This is a genomic window from Ruegeria sp. CDSA193 (assembly GCF_059611885.1).
The window spans coordinates 112,402-135,939 of sequence record NZ_JBXWPN010000002.1 but is presented as its reverse complement, the minus strand read 5'-3'; the positions used below and the strand labels follow the sequence as shown (position 1 = coordinate 135,939).

Genomic DNA, 23,538 nt, shown 5'->3' with positions numbered 1-23,538 from the left:
CCGCCCATTCGGACTGAGCTTAGGATCCCGGAAGCTTGAATTGCTGGTCAAACAGTTGGCGGAACGTCCCGTTATGTTCGATTAGCGCATCAAGGTTGCCTTGTTCGATAACTTCACCGTCTTGAACAACCATAATGGTATCTGCCTGAAGCACAGTTGAAAGCCGGTGTGCGATTACAATGGTTGTTACATTCTCGGTCAACTTGTCCAGCGCAGCCTTAACAAGCGCCTCAGATTCCGCATCCAAAGCACTGGTGGCTTCATCCAAAAGCAAAATCTCGGCATTGCGTAGAATTGCCCGCGCGATCGCCAGACGCTGTTTTTGACCTCCAGAAAGAAACGCGCCGTTTTCGCCTACCTGCGTATCGTACCCATTTGGCAGTTGTGAGATGAACACATCAGCATGGGCAGCCTTTGCGGCCTCAATCACCTCTTCATCGGTGGCACCAGGTCGCGCAAAACGAAGGTTCTCCATCACGGTTGTCGAGAACAGGAACGTGTCTTGGCCCACATAGGAGATCTTCCGGCGCAAAGAGGCAAAACTTACATCGACAAGGTTTTGGCCATCGATTTCGACCTTGCCCTGATCGGGATCATAAAACCGCATGATCAACCCAAAAATCGTGGACTTGCCACCACCGGACTGACCCACCAGAGCTGTCGTCTTGCCTGCCTCGAAGGTCAGGTTCATATCTCGGATTACTTTTTGCTCACCCTGATAGCCGAACGTCACGTTGTTTAGACGGATTTCACCCGGGCCGGATTTCAGCTTTTCAGGGTTCACGCTTTCGACCATCGGGTCTTCCTGATCGAGCAGCTCGAACATCATCCCCACTGGTACCAGGGCCGTTTCAATCACGACCCGCATTTTTGACAGGCGTTTGGCGGGTTCATAAGCCATCAAAAGGGCTGTGATGAATGACATCAGCTGACCTGCAGAAGTCGGTTCGCCGCCGGTAATATCAAGGGTACTGATGATCAGAACACCCGCAATCGCGACACCGGCCAGAAGCTCCATCAACGGGCTGGCAATCGACTGCAATCTGGAAATTGAGTTCGCCCGTTTTTCAACCGACCTGATCGCCCCATTCATACGGTCAGTCATGTTGTCTTCCAAAGCAAAAACCTTGATGACCCGAATGCCCGCAGATGTTTCCTGCAGAACCTTGATGATTTCAGACAGCGCCTTCATTTCTGACTGCATGATCGACCGCACACCTTTGAGGATGTAACGCACACTCAAAAGCGCAACGGGACCCACAAAGAAGAACAGAATTGACAGTACAGGTTCCTGGTAAATCATCACGAAGATGAGGCCGACCAATGTCAGGGCATCACGAACGAAGCTGGTCACCATGACGTCGATAAGCCGCCGCGCGGCCTGAGCGCCATGAGTTACGCGCATAAGAAGGTTGGACGATTCTGTTTCAGCAAAGAAACCAACACCGCGTTTCAGCAGCTTATTGTAAAGCCTTTCCTGTTGCACCGCGATGATCCGGTTTCCCGCACGCGCCAGAAAGATTGACTGGATATAAGAGGCGACAGCCTTACTCAAAAACAAGCCGACGACCGCTGCGGCAATCAGGTAGACTTGCGACTTCATCTCAGGCGTGGTCATCGCATTGACGATGTTCTCCATCATCCATGCGGTTCCCGCAGTTGTTGCTGCGACGACAATCATCGCCACCATGGCAACACCGTACAACCAACCCTGCTTCCGAAGACTTTCACTCAAAAGTCGACCGAGATGGCTGGATCGCCAGTTCGCTAAGGTCTCTTTGATCATTTTACGCTCCAAAACCTTTTCGAATTCGATATCTGATCACGTTTCAACCCAAGTTAGCCTTAGCCAAAGAACCGCGCGGTTGTGTTAGTTATGCCTGACTGTGCCGAGAATCCAGTGCCTGCCGACAGATTATCAACACGCGACCGACAATAACGGGGTGGCGACCGTAATATCTACTTTAGCGCCCCTACGTTCCGACAGCTTATGAGCCCGTTTCACACCGAATGCTAGGTGCACCCAGCTTCGTCATCATCATCGCCAGGCGACGTCGCCCAAAAAGATGTACCCTGCCCCATAGATGGTTTTAATCAATCGCGGGTTCTTGGGGTCCTCGCCCAGTTTTGTTCGCAATCGGGATATTCGCACGTCCATGGCCCGGTCAAAGCTGTCGCCCGCGCCTCCCCCGAGCGCTTCTTGCATCTGCGACCGGCTGATCAATCGTTTAGGACTATCTAGAAACAGACGTAACACCTCGGCCTCGGCGTGGCTGAACGGCGTTTCTGATCCGGAACCATCTTCAAGAACATAGCGGTCGAAATACGCGGTCCAGCCGTTGAATTCTGCGATCTCTGACTGAGGCGCTGGTGCCCGCGATGATCGAAGCCGCGCCCGGATACGAGCGACCACTTCGGCTGGATCAAAGGGTTTGGTGATGTAGTCATCCGCGCCAAGCTCCAATCCGGTGACACGATCCTGTACCTGTGCCCGCCCCGAAATAATGATGACTGCGGCACCTTGTTCCAAAGCCAGGCGATGAACAAGTGCCAAGCCGTCTGTGTCCGGCAAAGACAGGTCGACCAGACACACATCGGGCACCACTCTTTTCAACGATGCTTCAAATTCACGAGCACGGGAAAAACTTTGAGTGCGGAACCCCGCCTCTTCCAGTGTGTCGGTCAGGATACGACGTATCTCAGGCTCATCATCTAAGATGGTTACCAGCGGTTGGTTCATCATGCGGCCTCATTTCGGATTAAGGCAGTAAGCTGCGCTTGTGTGAACGGTTTGCGCAGAACTGGTGCCAAAGCCAGTGCCTGACGATGCAGCGGGTCGGAATAAGGCAGCGATGTCATTAGAATACACGGCAAGGAAGGGTTCACTTTCTGCAAAAGGTCAAGCCCTGTCTCTGCTCCTTCCAGCCGAATGTCGGACAATATCAATGCGATGTCTTCGATCTGGTTCACCAATGAAAGCGCCTCATCGGTTGAGGTCGCCTCAATCACGGTGAACCCCATCTCCACAAGCATATCACGGAAATTCCGACGAAGTTGGCTGCTGTCTTCAACCAACAGAACCAGCCCTTCCAGCGCAGGCGGCGCGGCGCGGTATGGTAACCGAAGAACCACCATGGCGCCGCTTGGTGTATTGCGCAGGCTCAGATTTCCACCGGTCAGTTTGACCGTATCGTAAACCATGGGCAAACCCAAACCCGATCCCTTGTCACCCTTTGTGGTGAAGAAAGGATTGAGTGCCTTGCCAAGCGCTTCTTCCGAAAAGCCCGGCCCTGTGTCCGAGACGGAAATCTCGACCCAGGTTCCACCAATCGTATGCGCGCTGATCGTGATCTGACCTGTTTCTCCGCAGGCATCTCGCGCATTCAGCACCAGATTCAGGATTGCGTCCTGCATCATCCCCTGATCCAACATAAGTGCCACATCCGGCAATGTATTCACGACCGAAAGCCCCATGCCACGCGGCAGTGACGGCGTGGCGAGAATACGCAAATCCTCGAGCAGAGCACGCATATCCGTGGCTTTGGGATGCGGTGTTCGATTGCCGGTCATGCCTGCTATGCGGTTCAGCAACTGCCCGCCGCGTTTAGCAGTCTGGCGCGTGGCGGCCACCAGCTTTTGTGCGCCTTCCGGCAGGTCCATTTTATCAAGCTTGGCCTGCATCCCCAGTATAATTGTCAGCAAGTTTGAGAAATCATGCGCAAGACCGCTTGTCATTTGCGCCGCCATTTCCCGGCGGCGTGTTTGTTGCAGGGCCACACGGGCTTGCGTTTCTTCAGTGATGTCGACTGACATCACATAGACACCGCCTTCGCTGTCGGGCGTGAACGAAACACGGATTCGACGTGAATCCTGACCCTCTGTGAATTCAAATACCGTGGCTTCCCCGTCGTAGGCACGGTTCAGGTTCTGTTCGATCCGCGCAAATGCGGCCGGTCCCAAAGCGTCAGAAATATGCATCCCAAGAATCTCAGAGGGTCGGCCGGGCAAAACCGAACTGAGCTTGCGATTGGAATAATCGTACCGCCCATCGGCATCCAGATGCGCAATATGCGCTGGCATCATTTCGGTTGTCATCCGGGTGCGGGCTTCGATTTCGGTTAACTGACGTTTTGCCTCTTCCAAAGCCGAAATGGTCGACGCTAGCTTTCGGTTGGTCGCCGCCATTTCCTCGGCCCGGGTCAACAATTCGTCCGACAATTCTTCGGAACGCGCCCGCAATAGCGCTTCGGCCTGTTTGGTATCCGTGATGTCGGTATAGACCGTTACCCATCCGCCGTTGGGCAGCGGTGCACCCTCGACCGAGATCACCTGCCCATTCGCCCTGACGCGCTCAATATAGTGCGGTTCAAAAGTGAGGGCTTGACTGACCCTATGTGCGACGATGTCCTCGACATCCTCATCATGGCCATACTCGCCGATGCTCGCCAAAAAATGTATTGTGTCGCGGAACAACGCACCCGGCCGGACCAGATCATCCGGAAGGTCGAACATCACCTGAAAAGGCCGGTTGCAAAGCACCAGCCGCAACTGACTGTCGTAGATCGACAACGCCTGACCGATCAGATTCAGCCCAGCTGTCGTCATTGCCTTTATCTGGTTATCTGTGATGTTCAATCTGCCCCCTCTCTGAAGCTATGCGTAACATCAGATTGATCGCAGGTGTAGCAGAGACAGGGCAACATTCCCGGCTAATGCCTGAGCTTGGATTTTGGCCCCTCTTTGGTGATGGAATGCAGGGAAAGCGTATGGTCCATATTTCGCATACGGTGCCGCAGCATCTCGCGCCCCAACCTGGCCAGGTCTGTTGCGTATTCCGGGTTGCTCGCCACGTTTTCCATTTCGCCGCGACGCAGGTGGTCAAACAAAAGCGGTGGCAGGTTTGCCGCAAACTCGACCAGCGTAAACCGTTCGTCACGCAAGATGGACAGGCATGAATCGCTACTACCCGTTCCCAATTCCTGTTGCCAAAGGGTTGGATTATCCGGCTCGGCAAAGTCAAGCTCGCTGAAAGAAAAGCTTCGCCAATCCTTGGGTCCCTGCCCCTGCAGAAACGGCATCAAAGACCGCCCATCCATAGAATTCGGGATACTCTGGCCCACCCAATCCAAAATGGTTGGCGTGATGTCAATCGACTCGGTCGGTGTCGTCACCACGGCTCCGGCCTGCGCCTGATTGCCTGGCATCCGGATCAGCAAAGGCGTGTGATAAGCTGCGTCATAGACGGTCATCTTACCCCAGCTATGTCGATCACCCAGCATTTCACCGTGGTCAGCTGTGATTACGATCAATGTCTCATCATATTGATTGCTGTCCTTGAGAAACTGGACAACGCGGCCGATATGATAATCGACCTCTGTTGCAAGGCCCAGATAAACAGAGCGCAGCGCCTGAATATTGGCCGTGGAGGGTTGCACCTCATCAAAACCCAAAACGAAATCCGAAGCCGAATACCGCGCCATCGTTGGCCCAAAAAACGGGTGTATTGCCTGTTCATCTTCTGGGCTGACATGACCAACTGGCCCCGGCAACGCGACGGGATCGTACATATCGTTATAGGGAGCGGGTGCGACCAAAGGAGGATGAGGCCGGATATAGGTCAGATGCGCAAACCAGCTTTGGTCGCCGAAGGCCGCGATACTGTCCAGAAAAGCGTTGGTCAAAAAGGCGGTGTCGCTGTCTTCGGCGCGGTACACCGCCGGGTCGTTCAATTTGGACGGCTCACCTGAGGTTGAAACAGGTTTGTGCAGATCCCAGTATGTGTCGAACCTGTAACCTTTTTTCAGCAAGTCGGCGCGCCAAGGATAAGATTCTTCAAGCCGCATTTCCACGACCTCTTCAAACCCCTCCATGGGACGTTCGTAAGATTTCAGGATCGGGTCATTGGCATCGTAAACCCGTGGGTCAGCCGAGGTGTCGGTATACCCGTAGAGCAAGGGCAGATATCCCGCCTTACGCATCTCGGTTGCGATGTTTGGCGTGTCGTGCCGCAAAGGCGTTCCATTGCGAACCGATCTATGATTCATCGCATATTGCCCGGTCAGGATGGACGCACGCGACGGGCCACAAGGGTTAGTAACCGAGAAATGGCGCTGAAACGTGACGGCCTCGTCCATAAAAGCGCGCAAATTAGGCAAATTGACATGCTCGGCCAGCGCGCCGGTCAGACAATCTGCCCGAAGCTGGTCAATCACGACAAACAAGACATTTCCGCGCTGCCGCATTCCCTGCCCCCGATTCCACCAAATAGGTCTCAGGGGCAGACTGTGTCGCGGTTCCGCCGCTTGCGCAACAGATTAGTCCAGCTCGTATTTTGTCTCGTAATTCTCCCTAAGTGCGGGATCCTGATCTTCCTTACGCAACAGGCAGTTCCCGATGGACAGGACCTCGATATCCGTTCCCATGAAACAGCGGAACGCATCGGTGGGCGTGCACACAATCGGTTCGCCGCGCACGTTGAATGAAGTGTTCACCACCAAAGAGCATCCGGTCAGTTCTTTGAACTTTGAAATCAGCGCGTGATAGGCTGGGTTGGTCTCTTGGTGGACTGTCTGGATACGGGCAGAATAATCAACATGGGTCACAGCAGGGATGTCAGATCGTTTGACGTTCAGCTTTTCAATCCCGAACAGAGCGTCTTCTTCCTCGGTCATCTTGCGCCGGATTTTTTCCTGCACATCCGCCACAATCAACATGTAAGGGCTGTCGCCATCCAGTTCGAACCAATCGGCTACGTCTTCGCGCAGAACAGATGGAGCAAATGGGCGGAAGCTTTCGCGATACTTGACCTTCAGGTTCAGCGTTTTCTGCATCGAAGCTGACCGTGGATCGCCCAGAATGGAGCGGGCACCCAACGCGCGCGGCCCGAATTCCATCCGCCCCTGGAACCAACCAACGGCCTTACCGTCAGCCAGCGCCTGCGCCGTCTGGTCAATCAACTCACCATTTTCATAGGTGGAAAACTTCGCACCGGCCGCCGCCAGTTCTTGCGCTATGTCGTCATCTTCATAACGCGGACCAAGATAGGCCCCCAGCATCTGATCACCCGAGGTCACTTGCCGCGGCTGCGCTAGCTCTTGATGCCAGGCCGCATAGGCAGCACCCAGCGCCCCGCCCGCATCACCCGCTGCAGGCTGCACCCAAACATTGTCGAAGGCGCCATCGCGAAGGATTTTGCCATTCGCGACACAGTTCAGAGCAACGCCTCCGGCCATGCAGAGGTTGCGTATACCATGCTCTTTCGCCAGGTCCCGAGTGATCCGCAGCATGATCTCTTCGGTCACGGCCTGAACCGAGGCGGCAATATCCATGTGGAACTGCGTCAGCTGGTCGGTTTCGGCTTTTCGAACCGGTTGGTCGAACAGCTCTTCCATCGCTTTGCTCGTCATGGTCAGACCAGCTGTATAATTGAAATACTTCTGGTTCAGGCGGAACGAACCGTCCTCTTTCAGGTCGACAAGATGCTCAAGGATCAGATCCTTGTATTTGGGGTCGCCATAGGGCGCCAAGCCCATGACCTTGTATTCACCAGAATTCACCTTGAACCCGGTGTAATAGGTGAATGCAGAATACAGCAGACCCAGCGAATGCGGGAAATGCAACTCTTTCACCATGGTCAGCTCATTGCCGCGACCAATACCCACGGTGGTGGTTGCCCATTCTCCGACTCCATCGACAGTCAGCACGACCGCGTCTTCGAAGGGCGAAGGATAGAACGCACTGGCCGCGTGACTGATGTGGTGCTCGGCGAACAGCAGTTTTTCGAGATCGAATTCCGGGTCGATTTTGCGAAGCTGCTTTGCAAGCAGATCCTTGAGAAACAGCTTCTCTCGCAGCCAGACCGGCATTGCCATGCGGAAGGAATTGAACCCGCGTGGCGCCACCGCAATGTAAGTCTCGATCAACCGTTCGAATTTTAGAAACGGTTTGTCGTAGAAAACCACATTGTCGACGTCTTCAAGCGCAACCCCCGATTCGGCCAGCACGTAATTGATGGCTTCTACCGGAAATCCGGGGTCGTGTTTGCGCCGTGTAAAACGCTCTTCCTGCGCGGCCGCAACGATCTTGCCGTCGCAAAGCAACGCCGCTGCGCTGTCGTGATACAGCGCCGAAATACCTAAAATGTATGCCATGTGATCAGAACAACGTGTAGACGAAAGGTGCAATCGCCGAGCCTTGGCTCAACACGATCAATCCACCAAACACACCCAAAACGATCAGAATGGGCAACAGCCAGAATTTCTTTCTGACTTTCATAAATGACCAGAGCTCGGATACGAATGTCACGCCTGGTACTCCCTTGTTAAAATTGCTGTTTCATGCTGCCGGGTTGCTCTTCACGAACAATCCAGTAGCTATCTGATGAACTGTCCAGTTTCTGTGACAGCAGGTCTTTTCCCAACAGGCGCGTAACCAGCCCAAACGGGACAAACGTAGTGATAAACACCAAAAACATAACGATTGGGGCCACAATCGCACCCAAAAGCATGCCGAGTTTGAACCAAAGCCGGTTCGGCACCTTCAGAGTAGCGGGTGCAAAAACTGTCAAAGCCAGAATAACCCCAGCGATAACCATTGGGATCAGGCGCACCGACCCTCCGCCCCACAAGGGCCAAAGAGCGATAATTAAGAAGACAGCGGTGAAGACGTAACCAAAGCCCCGTTCGGACCCGATTTCGACTTCTACCTTCGCGTGATGATCAGACATTGAACACAACCAAAATAACCAAACAAAAAACCTGCGCAAAGAATAACACTACTGGTTGCCGAAACAAGCCTTTTGCAAGCTCACACCATCATTCTTGCGATGAATGCCATCTTGCATCGCCTGATGGCTAAATACTTGAAGCGTGACAAAAACCCGTTGCAGCACCATGCAGATTCACATCAGATACCCCCATGACCCCGCCTACATTCACAACTGACCTGGATACGGATCAGGTTCACCTGCAGATATCGGGTGATCTTCACACCCAATCGCTGGATATGGTTGAGCGTGAATTCGCAAATTTCCATCCCAACGGCGGAACGGTCATAGTTGATTTGACAGGCGTTAAGGCACTCGACACTGGCGGGGCTTGGCTGATTGCCAGCCTTGTCCGCAAGGTGAAGTCCAGCGGCGGGCAGGTCGAGCTGCACGGTGCAACCGCCGCGCATTCCGCGCTGATCGAAACGGTTTCCCGCAACATGCCGGACGAATCCGCCCCTGATCCCGGAAAGCCAGATTTTCTGGATTGGGTGGCACGTGTCGGCGAGCGTACAGTTGGTGGCTGGAAAGACAGCTTGTCGTTGCTTGAGTTTCTGGGCCTGACGCTACATCGGTTGGTCCGCACAATCTTGATGCCGCGGCGTCTGCGGCGGGCTGCGCTGGTATCGCAGATGGAAGAAACCGGTTTGAAAGCGATTCCGATCGTTGCCCTTATGGGTTTTCTGATCGGTGTTGTACTAGCATTTCAGGGGGCCACGCAGCTCAAACAGTTCGGGGCCGAGATATTCGTGGTCGAATTGATCTCGATCTCTGTGCTGCGTGAGCTGGGCATTTTGTTGACGGCAATCATTGTTGCGGGTCGCTCGGGATCTGCCTTTACAGCTTCCATCGGCTCGATGAAGGTGCAAGAAGAAATAGATGCCATGCGGACGCTGGGCCTGGATCCGATCGAGGTTCTGGTCATTCCACGCGTTGTAGCGTTGCTGATCATGCTGCCAATCCTAGGGTTCATCGCCGATATCGCCGCCTTGATTGGCGGCGGACTTATGAGCTGGATCGACCTTGGAGTCAGCCCCGGAATGTTCGTGACTCGCCTCAAGGAAAACACCGGCATCTGGCAATTTGCCATCGGTATGATCAAGGCACCTTTCTTTGCGCTGGTCATCGGTATCATCGCCTGTTGGCAGGCCTTACAGGTTAAAGGATCGGCACAAAGTGTTGGGCAAAGAACCACCGCGTCCGTGGTCCAGGCGATCTTCTTGGTGATCGCGCTGGATGCCATGTTCTCGATCTTTTTCTCGGTACTGGGGGTCTGAAATGGACGGTGTAACCCGCGAACAGATGCCGATTGGCGACACCCAGCGCGAGGCGGTGATACGGGTCCGCAATCTGACCAACCGGTTCGGACCGCAGATCGTGCACCAGGATCTGAATTTGGATGTCTGGCGGGGCGAAGTACTGGGCATTGTCGGCGGCTCGGGCACGGGCAAATCCGTCTTGCTCCGCACCATCGTCGGCCTGAACAAGCCGGCTGCGGGAAGCATCGAAGTTCTGGGCGTCGACGTCCTGAACGGCCCCGAACAAGAGAGGCGGCGCATCGAACGCCGCTGGGGCGTCGCCTTTCAGGACGGCGCGCTTTTCTCGTCGCTCACCGTGTTGCAGAATGTCGTAGCCCCCCTGCGCGAGCATACAGGAATTAGTGAAAGCCTTATGTCGGCGCTTGGCGGTTTGAAAATCAGCTTGGTCGGACTGCCGCAGCTGAGCTGTGGCAAATTCCCGTCCGAACTGTCGGGCGGGATGCGCAAACGTGCCGCTTTGGCGCGCGCGCTGGCGCTGGACCCTGAGATCGTATTTCTTGATGAACCAACGGCCGGTTTGGATCCCATCGGCGCCGCTGCTTATGACGACCTGATTGGCGAGCTCCAGCAAGCGCTGGGTCTGACTGTGTTTATGGTCACGCACGATCTGGATAGCCTTTATGCGATTTGCAACAGGATCGCAGTTCTTGCAGAAAAACGTGTTCTGGTTGATGGTCCGATTGAAGAGATGACCAAAGTCGATCATCCTTGGGTCCAAGAATATTTCACCGGCCCCCGGGCGCGCGCAGCACAAAAAAAGGGTCAGGACAGGTAACACCCATGGAAACCCGAGCAAATTATATCCTGATCGGTGCATTCACCCTGGCTGGAATACTGGGTGCGTTTGGCTTTTTTCTATGGCTGGCCAAATTCGAGGTTTCCCGGCAATACGCCTATTACAATGTACTGTTCGACAATGTTTCCGGCCTGTCTGCGGCAGGTGGCGTCAGTTACAACGGACTGCCAGTCGGGCAGGTAATCTCCCTTAACTTGGATGACGAGCACCCATCCAAAGTGCGCGTCCGCATTGAAGTAGACGCAAGTATCCCGGTGACCGAGGATACCGTCGCCCAGTTACAATCGCTTGGGGTCACCGGGGTCAGCTATGTGGAACTGACCGGAGGTTCGGCATCGGCCAAACGACTAGAGCAGGACAGCCTTATCAAAAGCAAACGCAGCACCATCCAGTCCTTGTTCGAAGGTGCCCCTAAACTGTTGGAAAAGGCGATTACGCTGATCGAGGATATCGACAAGGTGGTGGATGACAAGAACCGCCAGCAGGTATCTCAGATTCTGGAGAACGTATCTTCGGCCACCGGAAGGTTGGACAAAACCCTTGCAGATTTCGAAAACTTGTCCTCAGATTTGGGTGGCGCAGCTAAAGAAATTTCAGCCTTCTCAAAACGCCTCGAAAAATTGGCAGACACCGCAGAAACAACGCTGGAAGCCGGAACAAATACATTAAATAGCCTGAAAACCGCATCCGACACGGCTGTATCGGCCCTAGACAGCGCAAAAGATACTTTTGACGCAGCAGATCGCATCATGCAGCAGGATCTGCAGCCCTTCATCGAACGGGCCTCGACCCTGGCAGACCACCTTACGGTCCTGACCGAAGATGGGCGCGTCGCGCTGGCCACGGTTTCCGAGACTTTCGTGAACGCAAACAAAACGCTTGGCTCCGTCACTGGTGCGATGGAAACAGCAAAGGGCACTTTGACCTCAGCTGAACGCGCATTTGACTCGGCCAATGAGGTGATCAACAAAGATATCGGCGTCGTCATGGATGATGTCCGCAATGCCGCCAACCAAGTGGCGTCCACGGTGACGAAAGTGACAGACAGGCTTGATGATATTTCAGCCGATATCCTCAGCGCGTCCAAATCGGCCTCGGAACTTTTGGGAACGATCGACGGCATCGTTCAGGACAATCGCCGTCAACTGTCCGATTTCATGCGGGTTGGCCTGCCACAATTCACGCGTTTCATAGAAGAATCCCAACGACTGGTGATCAGCCTCGATCGTCTGGTGGACAAAGTTGAACGCGACCCCGCCCGTTTCCTTCTTGGGACCCAAGCCTCGGAGTATCGTCAATGATCAGGCATTTGATAATGACCGCAGTTTTGGCGTCTTTGGGGGCGTGTACCGGACTGGAAACGCTGCGGCAGGCCTCAGAACCCAATGATCTCTATCTGCTGACACCCAAAAGCACGTTTTCTTCTTCGCTGCCGCGCATCCAGAAACAGATCGTGGTCCAAGAGCCAACCGCGACTGCCGCGGTAAATACCGATCAAATTGCAGTTCAGCCGACACCTTTGCAGGTTCAATATCTGCCGCGTGCCAGATGGGTGGATCGCGCGCCGCTGATCGTCCAGGCTCTTTTGGTCGAAAGCTATGAAAACAGCGGACGGGTATCCGCCGTGGGTCGTTCGACCGTGGGGCTTCGTCCGGATTATGTGATTGTTCCCGATCTACGCGAGTTTCAGGGCATTGTCGTTAACCAGGATGGTGAAAGCTCGACCGTACGCGTCGAAGTTCGCATGAATATCAAGATCGTGGACGAGTTCGACGACAAAATCATCGCATCGAATTCGTTCCAAGAGAACGTAATTGCCAAAAGTAACCAGACCGAAGATCTGGTTACTGCCTTTGACGTTGCTCTGGGTAAAACTATGCGGGATGCTGTCGAATGGAGCATTCGTAGAATTAGTACCCATACAGCCAACAACCCTAGGTCATTCTAGTTACTCCCAAGCCCGGGCCTTACTCAGCCAGCGTCTGGGCCAGACGCATCAAGGTGACAGCTTCAGCCCGATATCCGAAAGAATCCTCACCTCGGGACAGCGTGGCCAGATCAATGGCATCCGCATAGGACCAGCCGCCAAGATATTCTCCGCCCCGGAGCAACTGACCAAATCCTGCAATCGCATAGGAAAAGCGGATGTCATCCGTGACTGTCCCTTGTCCGGGTAAAATAGGCTGCTCCATCAGATTGCTTTGATCTTCACCAGGAAGCTTGTAACGCATTTTGAAGAAACCAATTTCCGCTGAATCATCCGATATGGATTGTTCAGCATACCGCAACGGGCCGTTTCTGATCGCATCGGAACCAACTGGCGTGACCTCGTAGATCGCCGTTACAGTGTGACCTGCTCCAATATCACCAGCATCCACTTTGTCATTTGAAAAGTCCTCGCGCTGCAGGGATCGGGTTTCATAACCGATCAGACGGTATTCAGCGATCTGTAACGGGTTGAACTCGACCTGGATTTTGACGTCGTTGGCGATGGGAAAAAGCGCCCCGGTAAGTTGATCGACCAATACTTTTTGCGCCTCAACCAGCGTATCGATATATGCCGCCTGCCCGTTTCCGTTCTGGGCCAGAGCCTGCATGGTGGCATCGTCCAGATTGCCTCGGCCAAAACCCAGAACGCTTAGGAATGTACCACTGTCGCGCTTGCGGGCGATAAAATCCTTCAGGGCATCAGGGTCTGACAGACCCACATTGAAATCGCCATCGGTGGCCAGAATTACGCGGGTCACCTCACCGTCCGCAGCCATACCTTCTGCCACTTGATAGGCTTGCTGCAACCCGGCCTGCCCCGCTGTCGAGCCACCGGCTTCGAGCCTGTCGAGGGCTGAGAGAATGGTCGTCTTTTCGGCTGCCGCGGTCGGTGGCAAAACCTGCCCGGCACTTCCCGCATAGGTGACGATCGAAACCTGATCTTCCGGACTGAGTTCAGACAGCATCAACCTGAAAGACTGTTTCAGCAGCGGCAATTTGTTAGCATCCTGCATTGAGCCCGATGTGTCGATCAGGAAAACCAGGTTCAATGGAGGACGGTCTTCGATCTGGGGCATGACCCCTTGGATGCCGACATGAACAAGCTGCGTCCCCTCATTCCAAGGCGTCGGTGTCACGGTGATCGTAGAACGGAACGGTTCCGCCCCATCAGGCGCCGGGTAGGAATAGGGGAAATAGTTCACCATCTCTTCAACCCGCACCGCATCCTTGGGCGGCAGATGGCCATTCATCAAAGACGACCGAACAATGGCGTAAGAGGCGGTATCTACATCAATCGAAAAAGTCGAAACCGGTTCGTCCGTCGTGATCTTCAGCGAGTTGCTGTCCGCGTTGGCGAAAGTTTCGGTATTCTGTTCCGGCGCGGGAACAGTCTCATGTTGAAGGTCAAATTTCCCGACCGCCGATGCCGGCGCGCGCTGTAAAAGGTCCGCAGCCCCCAGCTGCGCAACGGCCCCCTGCCTCTTGGCGGAAGGTTCGATTGTTTCTTCAATCACAACAGGCGCCTCAACAACTGGTTCTTCGAGATTGGCCTCGGGCATATCCGCCACCAATAGGTCAGACTCCTGCCGTGCGTCGGCGCGGTCCTCGGACCAGGGCAGTGGCGCAACAACCTCGTCGCGCGTCTGCGGCAAGATCACAATCAGAGCCACAGCAGCAACTGCGGTGGTAGCGGTCAGGACACCGCGATAAGAGAGGGCATTCAACATGGCTTTCGCTCCTTCTGTCAGGCGGGCTATGAGGCCGCGCTTGACAGTGGGACGTCGCGCAGAGGTCGATCCTTGGATATTATCGAATTTTTTTTGCGCCTGGCTCAGATTTTCAATCCGTCGCGACGCATCCGGGGTCGGCGTGGCGGCGTCCATCAGCATCTTCAGCTTGTCCAGTTCATCGGTCATTGTGCCAGTTCCTCTTGCCGCAAGGCTCGCAGCCGTTTGCGGATATCTGACATCCTCCAGGACACTGTCCCTTCGGAAACACCCAGCACCTCTGCAGCTTCTGCATGGGTCATCTCATCCTCGAGGGTCAGGGCCAGAGTGTCTTGCAAGTCCTGCGGCAAGGACCGCATGGCCCGTTGCAACCAATCGACAGCCTCGGCCGTTTCCTGCACCTCGGCCCGGCGCATCTGTTCCACATACCCCCAGCCGTGGGCCGCCCGCGTGTAACGGGTCGCGCGACGGCGTGCATCCTCGGCTGCATTGACAACAACACGGTACAACCATGTCGTAAACCGGGCTTCGGCACGAAAACCTACGATCTTTGACGGCAAGGCGGCGCATATATCCTGCGTCAGATCTTCGGCCTGATCCGCGCGTCCTGTCAGTCGAAAAGCCAACCGAAAGACCGTGTCGTAGTGGCGTGCCAATAGCGTGGCAAACGCATCAGCGTCCCCTGCAGCAGCGGCCTTTGCCAGATTCTCATCCGATGTTTTCATGCGCATCACAATGGGTAAGACGAACCAAAAACATCAATCCTTGGCAATGCACACAAAAAAATCAGAAATGATCCGCCGATGCGCGATTCCAGTCCTCTGCATATTCATCCGGAAGCGGAGCCTTCAGCAAAGCGCCTTCTTCAAGATGCAAATAGAGTTCAGCATAAGAGCGATCTCTTTCATCTGCAGTACGCCGAAGGATGTCCGAAGGGTGAAGTTCGGAGACCTTTTCCTTGCCCATGGCGCCCAGCAACTCGCGAAAGCTCTCTAATGTCGCGTCGTGATAGCGATGTACCCGTTGTCTTTTTTGCGGAACATTCACAGCGCGGCCTCGTACCGGATCCTGTGTGGCCACGCCGGAAGGGCATCGGTTTGTGTTGCAGTGAAGCGCCTGAATGCATCCCACTGCAAACATCATTGCCCTTGCCGCATTACACATATCGGCCCCAAGCGCGCATTTCTCGATGATGTCATAGCCTGTGGCGACTTTGCCCGAGCAAATTATGCGAATCTTATCGCGCAAACCCACACCGCGTAGACAGTTATTCACGAAAATCAACGCCTCGTTCAAAGGCATGCCCAACCGGTTGGTGAATTCTACAGGGGCCGCGCCCGTGCCGCCTTCGGCACCATCAATGGTGATGAAATCAGGCAGGATGCCTGTTTCCAGCATGGCTTTGCATATCGCTAAGAACTCGGACGGACGACCAATGCACAACTTAAACCCAATAGGTTTGCCACCCGACATCTCGCGCAGATTCTGAACGAAATTCATCAAGCCGGTAGGTCCGTCAAATGCGGAATGAATTGGCGGAGAGATCACGTCCTGATGCAGGGGAACACCGCGTATCTGCGCAATCTCTTCATCCACCTTGGCCGCAGGCAACACCCCCCCGTGCGAGGGCTTGGCCCCTTGCGACAGCTTGATTTCAATCGCCTTGACGACCTCGTTCCTGGCTCTTTCGGTGAATTTGTCTTTGTCGAACCCGCCATCCGGTGCGCGGCATCCGAAATACCCAGTGCCAATCTGCCAGATGATATCGCCACCTTCGGCCAGATGGTGCGGCGACAGACCACCCTCACCCGTATTATGCGCAAAACCTCCATCCTTTGCCCCACCATTCAATGCTCGGATTGCATTGGCGCTGAGGGCCCCAAAGCTCATCGCTGAAACGTTCAGGCGCGAGGCACTATAGGGTTGGGAACATTGCGGCCCGCCCAGCATCACCCGTTCTTCGCTTTCCGGCACCTGTTTGGGCGCGAGCGAGTGATTGGCCCTGTGGTATCCAACGGTTTGGATGTCGTATTGGGTTCCAAATGCCTGGGTATCAACCTGCCCTTTGGCACGGGAATAAACCAGGCTGCGAATGATGCGATTATAGGGACGGCCGTTTTCGTTGGTTTCAACAAAATATTGCCGTATCTCTGGGCTGACGAATTCCAGCATGTACCGGAAATGCCCCAGAACCGGATAGTTGTTCAGCACGTTATGCCTTGTGGTCAGGATATCATATAGCCCGACCACCGCGTATGGGATCAGGAAAAGCAGCAGCCAATGGGCCGGGGGCCAGAAAAACCCGGCCACGATTGTCAGTGGCAGGCACACGAGGCTCAACACGTAATAGAGTCTGCGTATAATCATTCGTGCTCTCCCACTGTGGCTGTTAGCTGAGTCACCGTGGTACAAATTCGCGATTGCACGCAAGCCTTTACGCCCGAAATCACGTAAATGGTGAAACTTGTGATCCGCCATGCGCAGTTGATCCCGGCCGCGCCAATCGGTATCCCGGATGGCAGGGCAACGCGGGCAGGATCATTGGCTGTGAAAAAATCGCAAACAGCATTGGCCACGGCTCTCATGTTCTGCGCCGTTTTCACGGGTGGCGCGACTGGGTCACTGGTCAGAGAAGCGTTGTCGCTCGGGATCTCGGGCCTGCCGATCCTGACCGAGACCTTTGGAATCAATATAGCCGCATGCTTTGTGCTTGGCTGGTTATACGCCATCCGACACCGGGTACATGCGCACGTCCTGCATCTGGGCGCGGTTGGGTTTTGTGGCGGGTTATCTACGTTTTCCTCATTTGTTGCGGAATTGGAACGTCTGGCAGAGGTCAGTTTCGGGCTTGCCCTAACCGCAGCGGGTTTGGAAATTGTGGCGGGTCTTTTTGCGGCGATTTTGGGTGAAACCGCCGGGCGTCGCTTTTCCCCGCGGAGGTCGTCAGAGTGAGCGATCTCTATCTGCATGCAATGTTTGGTTTAGGCGGCGGTCTGGGCGCGGTTCTGCGGCACTGGATCGCCATTCGAATTCGCCATGACCTGCCCGTTGCAACGCTGATCGTGAACGTCTTTGGCAGTCTGTTGCTTGGGCTTTGGGTCGGGTATCTGGGCGGACCGACGGGCGTCAGCCAGGAGGAACAGCGCCTGGTGTTCGGCTTTTGTGGCGGCTTCACAACTTTCTCCAGCTTTGCCTACCAGTCACTGGAACTGCGGCGCGAACGCACAATCGCTACGGCGGCGGGGAATATCGCGCTGAGCCTTTTGCTGTGTTGGGGCGCGCTGTGGCTTGGGCTGATGGCGATGCGCTGATCCGGTGCAGCCGGACCTACATCGGATAGGTATGCATCCGCACCGCCAGATTCCCCATTATCCAGACCGTCCCAACAATGATGATCAATAGAACCATCGTGGAAAACAGGACCAGGTCCAGGTCCTCGCGGCTGCTGCGTCGACGGTCGATATGCAGGAAATACACCAGTTGAACAATCAACTGCGCCAGCCCCAACAAACCGATCGACAAATAAACGCCCTTGGTCTCGATCCCGAACGTATATGCAATGGTAAAGACCGCCAGTGTCAGCAGCAGCGATCCGCCATAGCCAATCACATATCGGCGGCGTTCACGTCGGTGCATTTCGCTGCGCCTATCCATAGGTCAGCCCTCCGAAATAGACGATCGTGATTATGCCGATCCAGATGAGGTCGAGAAAATGCCAGAACAGGGCCAGACGAACCACCCGTGACATCAGAACGTCGGTTAGACCAAACACACGCAGCTGAATACCCAGAACGATCAACCACAGACACCCCGCAGCGACATGCAGCCCGTGCAGCGGCACAAGCCCGTAAAACGCTGACAGAAACCCGCTGCGCTGTGGAATGCCACCCTTTTCCGCCATAGCCAGAAAGTCACGTATCTCAAGTACCAGAAAGCTGAGACCCAGAACCAGAGTTACCGCGAACCAAAGCACGATACGGGGCCGTGGCAGGTTGTATTTCAACGCCAGCATCGCAAGGCCCACTGTAAGGCTGCTGGTCAACAGGATCAGGGTCTGGGCAAAAATGCTGGTCAGGTCGAACAGCTCATGCGGACCGGGCCCACCCGCCTGCGCGTCGATCATGGTGATATAGATCGCGAACATCAGGCCGAAATAGACCAGATCGCTCATCAGAAAGACCCAGAACCCAAAGGTGACCACTTCGCTGGCCTTGTCGGCACCCGGATGCCGTCGGCCCAAGTTTAGGCCCGGATAGCTGTGTGTCGGCGCGCGTTTCATGTAGTGGCCTCCAGATCGGGACGGGCCAGGCCGCGGTTCTCGGGCGCGTATTCATGATCGCGATTGACCGGAGCCGATGCGCGCACGAGATCAAGCCAGGCTTCATGCTCTTTGCGGACCTGCTCGGCCGGAATAACCTCTTCGGTGTCGGTTCTGAAAGTCCAGGCGATGAAAGCCGCCAACATCGCGGCTGTCGTCGCAATAGCCAGCCACCAGATCCACCAGACCAGGGCAAACATCCAGATACCGCTGAGCACGCACAGACCGAACCCGATCGCCGTATTGCGTGGCATGAGGATATCTTCATAGGCATCAAGGGACGGATAGGCGTTGCCGCGCTCTTTTGCGGCGGCAAAATCATCCCGGTCGGTCACATGCGGAATGATTGCAAAGTTATACGGAGGCGGCGGTGCCGGAATTGACCATTCCAGCGTGCGCCCATCCCAAGGGTCGCCAACCGGAACGCGGGTTTTTTCCCGGTCTCGAATGCTGACCCAAAGCTGGACAATGATCGACAGAAGCGCTGCGAGAATGACCATAGACCCAAGCACGGCGACGATCATATAGGGGTGAAAGCTGGGATCTTCCCAACTGTAAGATCGACGCGGCATCCCCATCAGGCCGACAAAATAAAGCGGCAGGAAGGTCAGCATGAACCCAACGGTCCACAACGCGACAGATATCCGTCCCCAGCCTTCATTCAGGCGGAAACCAAAGGCTTTGGGGAACCAATAGTTGTATCCCGCAAGCAGGCCAAACAGGACGCCAGGCAGCAGCACATTGTGAAAATGCGCGACCAGGAACAGGGTGTTATGCACCTGATAGTCGATGGTCGGATTGGCCAGGATGACGCCCGACAACCCTCCGATCACGAACAGCATCAGGAAAGACAACCCATAGAGCATCGGGACCGAGAACCGGATACGCCCGCGAAACAGCGTGGCCATCCAATCATAGACTTTCACGCCAGTCGGTATGGCGATCAGCATCGTGGCAATCCCAAACACCGCATTGATCAGCGCGCTTTGGCCCATAGTGAAAAAGTGGTGCAGCCAGACCGTGAAGGACAGCACCGCAATCGACATCGTTGCAATCACCAAGGAGTTGTACCCGTACAGGCGCTTGGCCGAGAAGGTCGCAAAAACCTCGGAATAGATACCATAGGCGGGCAGGACCAACAGATAGACTTCTGGATGTCCGAATAGCCAGAACAGGTTGGCATAGTTCATCATGTTGCCGCCAAGGTCATTGGTGAAAAAGTGAAAGTCCAGATATCTGTCTGCGGCCAGCATCAGCGCCGCAACACCCAGCGGCGGCATGGCAAAGACAATCAGGATCGAGCTGCAGATGATCGTCCAGCAATACATCGGCAACCGCATGAACTGCATCCCCGGCGCGCGCATCTTGTAGATCGTAACGGCAAAGTTGATCCCGGTCAGTGTCGTTCCGATCCCCGATACGACGATGGCCCAAATCCAATAATCCGGCCCAACGCCGGGATTGAAGGCCGCACCGGTAAAGGGTGGGTAGGACGTCCAGCCCCCGGTCGAGAACTCTCCGACCACCAGGGAAACCATCAGCATCATGCCCGAGGACACGGTCAGGCCTAGGCTGATCTGGTTCATCACCGGGAATGCCACGTCGCGGGCGCCGATCATCAGCGGGATCAGGAAATTGGCGGCGCCGAACACAAACGGAACGGCCACAAAGAAGATCATGATCGTGCCATGGGTACTGAAAAGCTCGGCGAAATGCTCGGCTTCCAGAAAGCCTTCGCCCGGGCCAGCGGCTTGCTGGGCGCGCATGACAACGCCTTCCAGAACCCCCCGCGCCAGCATCACGATGGCAAAGACGATATACATGATGCCGATCTTCTTGTGGTCGGCGCTGGTCAGCCAGTCACGCCACAGCGGCCCCCACAGACGAAACCATGTCAGCAGCCCCACAACGGCAATGACACCTACAATCACAATCCCAGCCGCGGCATTTGCCACGATCTCATTCGCGTTGGGCGACTGGATCAACCCGGTGATCGGAAAAGCATCCCAGTTTAGACGGCCGAAAAAACCAGTCTCGACATCGGTCATTGTGTTTTCTCCTGACCATATTCGGCAGTGCCCGGTTGCTGATCGGCAGGCAAGGGTGTTGCCCCGTGATAGCGGTGCAGGATCGACTGAAACAGATCACCATCGGCTAGCGTGAAATACAGCGCATCAGTCGGCATCTGATCAGTGCCCAACATGGCCTGCACCTCGTCCCGGTCCGTTCGCATGGCAAGCGTTCGGTATGTTTCAGCGCTCAACGGAACCCCGTTTGCCTGGACATTCTCGGCCCATTCATTGAACTCCTGAGGCGCCATGGCAATGGCTTTGAATTTCTGCTTGGTAAAGCCACGCCCGTTATATTGCGTGTTCTCGCCCTGCATAGTTTCGGGCCTATCGGCGACAAGGTGCAGTTTGGTCGTCATCCCCGGCATGGCATAAATCTGTCCGGCCAGCGCCGGGATCATAAAGGACTGCATCACCGTATCCGTTGTCAGTGTGACAGCCACCTGTTGGTTGACCGGGAGCCCCATCTCACCGACGCTGGCGATGCCAAGATCGGGGTAGATGAACAGCCACTTCCAGTCGAGACCAACAACCTGCACTTTCAGCGCCGGTTCTTCTCCGAATGAGGTCTCGTAAGGGTCCAGCCGGTGGGTGGCTTTCCACAAATAGAATGAAAGGATGGCCACAATAACAACCGGGATACCCCACATGAGAAACTCCAACCGGGCGGAAAAATCCCATTCCGGTCGATAGTCTGCCTGCCCCTCCTTTCGCCTTCGATACCGTATGGCAATCAAAGGCACCAGGATCAGAACCGGAACAACTGCGACCAGTATCAGAACAGTTGCACGTAAAAGGTGGCTTTTCTGAAGGGCGGCGACGGGTCCCTGAGGGTCCAAGAAATTGTTGCTGGCTTCGGCAACCGGCACAAAGCCAAGACCTGCGATAGCGGCAGACAGGACAACCAAGGATGCAAAAGACGGTCTGGAATATGTCACGCCTGTTCATCCTCATTTCAAAATTGATTGGGACAACTATCGGCAGAGTCCTGAAAATTCACAAGGATTTTTACGCAGCTCTGCCTGTTTCCCGAGATTTGATCTTGCCACCCTGATCACAGCGGCAGAAACGCCGTTCTGGTAGGTTGACTTAAAGTAGATCGCGGGTGAGATCATAGGATAATGCGTTGGTTAATCCTTACTCTTGGACTTTGCTACCTGTCGACAAGTGCGACAGCACAGGATCGTGCGGCGATCGAGGCTCAGTTTCAGTCATGGCTGAAACACACGGTCTGGGCGCGGGCGAAATCCGAGGGTGTTTCAAAACGCACGATGAACAGGGCCTTCAACGGCGTCACGCTGAACTGGAAACTGCCAGACCTGGTTCCACCGGGTACGGCAACAGCGGTTCCCAAGGAACAAAAGCAGGCCGAGTTCGGATCACCCGGGCGCTATTTCAACGCTGGTTCGGTTCAGGGGGCCACTTCTGTCGGACGCAAGATGGCCCGGCGCTATCACACGACACTGAAACAGGTAGAATCCGATACCGGTGTACCAGCGCGCGTCATTCTGGCGATCTGGGGCCGCGAAAGCGGATATGGGCAGGTGGCTATCCGGCATAATGCGTTTCAGGTTCTGGGCACCAAAGGTTTCATGAGCACCCGCTCAGAATATTTCACGTCAGAGCTTATCGCCGCGCTCAAGATTGCCGAGGCTGGCCACATACCGCCGGATCAAATGAAAAGCAGTTGGGCCGGTGCGCTTGGGCAACCGCAGTTCATGCCATCGAACTACCTGACTTATGCGGCCGATGGAAATGGCGACGGGCGCGCGGATATCTGGACCTCGGCCGAGGACACAATTTCATCGATCGGAAACTACCTCGACCAACATGGCTGGGTCTCGGGTCGTGATTGGGGGTTCGAAGTAACTGTCCCGTCTTCGGTTTCCTGCACCCTTGAAGGGCCGGATCAGGGCCGTCCTATTCGCGACTGGGCCGGGTTAGGGATCACCCGTGTATCTGGCAAGCCGTTTCCAAAACAAGAAATGCAGGGGCAAGGGTTTTTGATGATGCCCGCCGGGCGCAATGGCCCGGCCTTCATTGTCACCCCTAATTTTTATGTCCTGAAGGAATACAACAAAAGCGATCTCTACGCCCTGTTCGTCGGCCATGTTGGGGATAGGATAGAATATGGCGTCCAGGATTTCCGCGGCCAGTGGGACAAAGTCGGCGGTCTTTACCGATCGGATATAGCAGCCATGCAGCGCGCATTGGAACAGATGGGCCATGACGTCGGCGGCGCTGACGGCCTGCCGGGCTTTCGAACACGCCGTTCTATCGGGCGCTGGCAAGAGGCCACTAATCAGTCCGCCACATGCTTTCCTCAGACCCATATGGTCCGGGCACTGACCCAATAGCGATTCGCGCCAATTTTTGGAAAGCCGCAAAAGCGGACCTTGCGTCAACGCTCAACCGCTTACTCAAGAGCTTCATAAAAATGTCAAGAAACCATCGCGTATCATTATAATATTTCCATTCTCACGTGGAATTTTTTAGATTTCGGCCGCACCTGGCCATTTTGCACGCAAAGGCTTTAACCTTTTTTGAAATAGTGCC

General features: G+C 55.0%; 21 protein-coding genes. 7 read left to right on the top strand and 14 right to left on the bottom strand.

Annotated elements, in window-relative coordinates; all coding sequences use genetic code 11:
- Nucleotides 1-19: 19 nt before the first annotated feature.
- The 7 genes from AC2FLG_RS03670 to AC2FLG_RS03640 all read right to left on the bottom strand — a co-directional run bounded on the left by AC2FLG_RS03670 (nt 20) and on the right by AC2FLG_RS03640 (nt 8,725).
- A complete protein-coding gene (locus AC2FLG_RS03670) occupies nt 20-1,786 on the bottom strand; it encodes an ABC transporter ATP-binding protein (RefSeq protein WP_142636416.1) in 1,767 nt (588 codons plus the stop codon).
- A gap of 252 nt (nt 1,787-2,038) precedes the next feature.
- Complete coding sequence (locus AC2FLG_RS03665) at nt 2,039-2,740, bottom strand: response regulator transcription factor (protein WP_142636417.1); 702 nt, start codon at nt 2,738-2,740, stop codon at nt 2,039-2,041.
- On the bottom strand, nt 2,740-4,605 hold the full coding sequence (locus tag AC2FLG_RS03660) for a PAS-domain containing protein (RefSeq protein ID WP_496705044.1): 1,866 nt from the start codon (nt 4,603-4,605) through the stop codon (nt 2,740-2,742). Before AC2FLG_RS03660 ends, AC2FLG_RS03665 begins: the two co-directional genes overlap by 1 nt.
- Nucleotides 4,606-4,709: 104 nt before the next feature.
- Nucleotides 4,710-6,242 carry a sulfatase-like hydrolase/transferase gene (locus tag AC2FLG_RS03655; protein WP_496705040.1) on the bottom strand — a complete coding sequence of 511 codons (1,533 nt, stop codon included), beginning with the start codon at nt 6,240-6,242 and terminating at the stop codon, nt 4,710-4,712.
- Nucleotides 6,243-6,314: 72 nt separating this feature from the next.
- Entirely contained in the window at nt 6,315-8,150 is a 1,836-nt protein-coding gene (locus AC2FLG_RS03650) for a carbamoyltransferase family protein (RefSeq protein WP_142636420.1), read from the bottom strand.
- Nucleotides 8,151-8,154: 4 nt separating this feature from the next.
- On the bottom strand, nt 8,155-8,304 hold the full coding sequence (locus AC2FLG_RS03645) for a DUF5989 family protein (RefSeq protein ID WP_142636421.1): 150 nt from the start codon (nt 8,302-8,304) through the stop codon (nt 8,155-8,157).
- 16 nt (nt 8,305-8,320) lie between these two features.
- A complete protein-coding gene (locus tag AC2FLG_RS03640; protein WP_496689252.1) occupies nt 8,321-8,725 on the bottom strand; it encodes an SxtJ family membrane protein in 405 nt (134 codons plus the stop codon).
- 191 nt (nt 8,726-8,916) lie between these two features.
- Between AC2FLG_RS03640 and AC2FLG_RS03635 the strand changes: the two genes are divergently transcribed.
- The 4 genes from AC2FLG_RS03635 to AC2FLG_RS03620 are packed head-to-tail and all read left to right on the top strand — an operon-like array spanning nt 8,917 to nt 12,827.
- On the top strand, nt 8,917-10,041 hold the full coding sequence (locus AC2FLG_RS03635; RefSeq protein ID WP_496691555.1) for an MlaE family lipid ABC transporter permease subunit: 1,125 nt from the start codon (nt 8,917-8,919) through the stop codon (nt 10,039-10,041).
- A 1-nt stretch (nt 10,042) separates the two neighbouring features.
- Complete coding sequence (locus tag AC2FLG_RS03630; RefSeq protein WP_271949003.1) at nt 10,043-10,858, top strand: ABC transporter ATP-binding protein; 816 nt, start codon at nt 10,043-10,045, stop codon at nt 10,856-10,858.
- Between the two features lie 5 nt (nt 10,859-10,863).
- Nucleotides 10,864-12,180: an MlaD family protein gene (locus AC2FLG_RS03625; RefSeq protein WP_271949005.1), complete on the top strand. Its 1,317-nt coding sequence runs from the start codon at nt 10,864-10,866 to the stop codon at nt 12,178-12,180.
- A gap of 14 nt (nt 12,181-12,194) precedes the next feature.
- A complete protein-coding gene (locus AC2FLG_RS03620; RefSeq protein ID WP_246097221.1) occupies nt 12,195-12,827 on the top strand; it encodes an ABC-type transport auxiliary lipoprotein family protein in 633 nt (210 codons plus the stop codon).
- A gap of 19 nt (nt 12,828-12,846) precedes the next feature.
- Here the strand turns inward: AC2FLG_RS03620 and AC2FLG_RS03615 are convergent, their stop codons facing one another.
- From AC2FLG_RS03615 to AC2FLG_RS03605, 3 genes are all read right to left on the bottom strand, one after another.
- Complete coding sequence (locus AC2FLG_RS03615) at nt 12,847-14,784, bottom strand: vWA domain-containing protein (RefSeq protein WP_496705039.1); 1,938 nt, start codon at nt 14,782-14,784, stop codon at nt 12,847-12,849.
- Nucleotides 14,781-15,320, bottom strand: coding sequence for an RNA polymerase sigma factor (locus AC2FLG_RS03610; protein WP_496702421.1), 540 nt, complete (start codon nt 15,318-15,320; stop codon nt 14,781-14,783). The genes AC2FLG_RS03615 and AC2FLG_RS03610 overlap by 4 nt, the downstream gene beginning before the upstream one ends.
- A 61-nt stretch (nt 15,321-15,381) precedes the next feature.
- On the bottom strand, nt 15,382-16,962 hold the full coding sequence (locus tag AC2FLG_RS03605) for an FMN-binding glutamate synthase family protein (protein WP_496702146.1): 1,581 nt from the start codon (nt 16,960-16,962) through the stop codon (nt 15,382-15,384).
- A gap of 87 nt (nt 16,963-17,049) precedes the next feature.
- On the opposite strand from AC2FLG_RS03605, the gene AC2FLG_RS03600 reads away from it, so the two are divergent.
- The gene (locus tag AC2FLG_RS03600) at nt 17,050-17,547 is read left to right on the top strand and encodes a fluoride efflux transporter FluC (RefSeq protein ID WP_496702680.1); all 498 of its coding nucleotides are present in this window, start codon (nt 17,050-17,052) and stop codon (nt 17,545-17,547) included.
- Nucleotides 17,544-17,906: a fluoride efflux transporter FluC gene (locus AC2FLG_RS03595; protein ID WP_496698343.1), complete on the top strand. Its 363-nt coding sequence runs from the start codon at nt 17,544-17,546 to the stop codon at nt 17,904-17,906. The genes AC2FLG_RS03600 and AC2FLG_RS03595 overlap by 4 nt, the downstream gene beginning before the upstream one ends.
- A gap of 16 nt (nt 17,907-17,922) precedes the next feature.
- On the opposite strand, the gene AC2FLG_RS03590 is transcribed toward AC2FLG_RS03595, so the two are convergent.
- Genes AC2FLG_RS03590 through AC2FLG_RS03575 form a run of 4 tightly spaced genes read right to left on the bottom strand, consistent with a single transcriptional unit; the run spans nt 17,923 to nt 21,920 of the window.
- Nucleotides 17,923-18,231 carry a cytochrome o ubiquinol oxidase subunit IV gene (locus tag AC2FLG_RS03590; RefSeq protein WP_496676890.1) on the bottom strand — a complete coding sequence of 103 codons (309 nt, stop codon included), beginning with the start codon at nt 18,229-18,231 and terminating at the stop codon, nt 17,923-17,925.
- Nucleotides 18,232-18,241: 10 nt separating this feature from the next.
- Complete coding sequence (locus AC2FLG_RS03585) at nt 18,242-18,874, bottom strand: cytochrome c oxidase subunit 3 (protein WP_142639822.1); 633 nt, start codon at nt 18,872-18,874, stop codon at nt 18,242-18,244.
- The gene (locus tag AC2FLG_RS03580; RefSeq protein ID WP_496705037.1) at nt 18,871-20,961 is read right to left on the bottom strand and encodes a cbb3-type cytochrome c oxidase subunit I; all 2,091 of its coding nucleotides are present in this window, start codon (nt 20,959-20,961) and stop codon (nt 18,871-18,873) included. Before AC2FLG_RS03580 ends, AC2FLG_RS03585 begins: the two co-directional genes overlap by 4 nt.
- Nucleotides 20,958-21,920, bottom strand: a complete 963-nt coding sequence (locus tag AC2FLG_RS03575; RefSeq protein WP_496691546.1) for a cytochrome ubiquinol oxidase subunit II family protein — start codon at nt 21,918-21,920, stop codon at nt 20,958-20,960. The genes AC2FLG_RS03580 and AC2FLG_RS03575 overlap by 4 nt, the downstream gene beginning before the upstream one ends.
- A 183-nt stretch (nt 21,921-22,103) precedes the next feature.
- On the opposite strand from AC2FLG_RS03575, the gene AC2FLG_RS03570 reads away from it, so the two are divergent.
- Nucleotides 22,104-23,339, top strand: coding sequence for a lytic murein transglycosylase (locus AC2FLG_RS03570; protein WP_496705035.1), 1,236 nt, complete (start codon nt 22,104-22,106; stop codon nt 23,337-23,339).
- Nucleotides 23,340-23,538: the final 199 nt, after the last annotated feature.

Coding starts and splice junctions, on each gene's coding strand:
- AC2FLG_RS03670 (WP_142636416.1), bottom strand. CDS start 1,786: ATGATCAAAGAGACCTTAGCGAACTGGCGATCCAGCCATCTCGGTCGA.
- AC2FLG_RS03665 (WP_142636417.1), bottom strand. CDS start 2,740: ATGAACCAACCGCTGGTAACCATCTTAGATGATGAGCCTGAGATACGT.
- AC2FLG_RS03660 (WP_496705044.1), bottom strand. CDS start 4,605: ATGACGACAGCTGGGCTGAATCTGATCGGTCAGGCGTTGTCGATCTAC.
- AC2FLG_RS03655 (WP_496705040.1), bottom strand. CDS start 6,242: ATGCGGCAGCGCGGAAATGTCTTGTTTGTCGTGATTGACCAGCTTCGG.
- AC2FLG_RS03650 (WP_142636420.1), bottom strand. CDS start 8,150: ATGGCATACATTTTAGGTATTTCGGCGCTGTATCACGACAGCGCAGCG.
- AC2FLG_RS03640 (WP_496689252.1), bottom strand. CDS start 8,725: ATGTCTGATCATCACGCGAAGGTAGAAGTCGAAATCGGGTCCGAACGG.
- AC2FLG_RS03635 (WP_496691555.1), top strand. CDS start 8,917: ATGACCCCGCCTACATTCACAACTGACCTGGATACGGATCAGGTTCAC.
- AC2FLG_RS03630 (WP_271949003.1), top strand. CDS start 10,043: ATGGACGGTGTAACCCGCGAACAGATGCCGATTGGCGACACCCAGCGC.
- AC2FLG_RS03625 (WP_271949005.1), top strand. CDS start 10,864: ATGGAAACCCGAGCAAATTATATCCTGATCGGTGCATTCACCCTGGCT.
- AC2FLG_RS03620 (WP_246097221.1), top strand. CDS start 12,195: ATGACCGCAGTTTTGGCGTCTTTGGGGGCGTGTACCGGACTGGAAACG.
- AC2FLG_RS03615 (WP_496705039.1), bottom strand. CDS start 14,784: ATGACCGATGAACTGGACAAGCTGAAGATGCTGATGGACGCCGCCACG.
- AC2FLG_RS03610 (WP_496702421.1), bottom strand. CDS start 15,320: ATGAAAACATCGGATGAGAATCTGGCAAAGGCCGCTGCTGCAGGGGAC.
- AC2FLG_RS03605 (WP_496702146.1), bottom strand. CDS start 16,962: ATGATTATACGCAGACTCTATTACGTGTTGAGCCTCGTGTGCCTGCCA.
- AC2FLG_RS03600 (WP_496702680.1), top strand. CDS start 17,050: ATGGTGAAACTTGTGATCCGCCATGCGCAGTTGATCCCGGCCGCGCCA.
- AC2FLG_RS03590 (WP_496676890.1), bottom strand. CDS start 18,231: ATGCACCGACGTGAACGCCGCCGATATGTGATTGGCTATGGCGGATCG.
- AC2FLG_RS03585 (WP_142639822.1), bottom strand. CDS start 18,874: ATGAAACGCGCGCCGACACACAGCTATCCGGGCCTAAACTTGGGCCGA.
- AC2FLG_RS03580 (WP_496705037.1), bottom strand. CDS start 20,961: ATGACCGATGTCGAGACTGGTTTTTTCGGCCGTCTAAACTGGGATGCT.
- AC2FLG_RS03570 (WP_496705035.1), top strand. CDS start 22,104: ATGCGTTGGTTAATCCTTACTCTTGGACTTTGCTACCTGTCGACAAGT.